We start from the raw sequence: 769 nt of genomic DNA, 5'->3' as shown, positions 1-769 counted from the left end.
TGTAGAGCGCAGCCGCAACCACAGCGCCGATCAGCGCTCCATGGATCGCCAGCCCGCCCGTCGCCGGGTTGACAATCTCCAGCCACGATGCACCGGCGAAGCGGGGCCACTCAAACAGGACATAATAGGCGCGCGCGCCGATGATGCCAGAGATCATTCCAACCAGCAGCAGGTTCCAGATATGCTCCGGATCATACCCGCGCTGGCGAGTGCGTCTGGCAGCGATCCAACCTGCCAGCATCGCACCACTGACGATGATGACGCCATACCAGCGCACGACAAGCGGAATGCCGAAAAGAGACGTATTGATGAGAAATGGATCATCAGGCGGATAGAGTCCCATACGACCGCTCCCCTTTACAGAATAGCGGATATTGTAGACCTCAACCGCACAGGTGTCAATAATTTCGACGCTCGACCGGCGTTCCTGTGGTACCATAGAAGGAGCAGCGCAGCATACGGAAGTATGGCTTGACTCAGTCTGGCAGGGTGACAGCGTGCCTCCTGGCGTGACGTTCAATCTGCGGGTGGTGTTTCTGGTCGCGCTAATGCTTGCGTCGCTCGCAGCAGCGGTGTCGGGTGCGCTCCAGCGACTCTTTCCCGGATGGCAACCGATCTATCTGGTGATTGTCTGCTTTCTGATTGGGCTGGAAGCCGGCATTGTTCACTATGTCGCGCGATCCACACGATTGACGACGATCGAACTGGCACGCTATCTCGTGCCGGAACTCTTCGTTATGGCGGTTGTGATGCGCCTGATCGCGTCGCT

The 769-nt window shown here is 58.1% G+C and carries 2 protein-coding genes; one reads left to right on the top strand and one right to left on the bottom strand.

From position 1 onward, the window contains the following. Positions 1–343: prolipoprotein diacylglyceryl transferase (locus NW818_RS13985; RefSeq protein WP_414424905.1), on the bottom strand; the 343-nt coding region annotated here is incomplete at its 3' end. Between the two features lie 154 nt (positions 344–497). Here NW818_RS13985 and NW818_RS13980 point away from each other — a divergent pair. Continuing rightward, positions 498–769, top strand: a 272-nt coding sequence (locus NW818_RS13980) for a hypothetical protein (RefSeq protein WP_414424904.1), incomplete at its 3' end; no start/stop codon positions are given.

The sequence above is a fragment of the Synechococcus sp. R6-5 genome, from assembly GCF_047461775.1.
In the GTDB taxonomy this organism is placed as follows: Bacteria; Cyanobacteriota; Cyanobacteriia; order Thermostichales; family Thermostichaceae; genus Thermostichus.
Note: the sequence above shows the minus strand (reverse complement) of the source record. Positions and strands in the feature narration are given on the sequence as shown.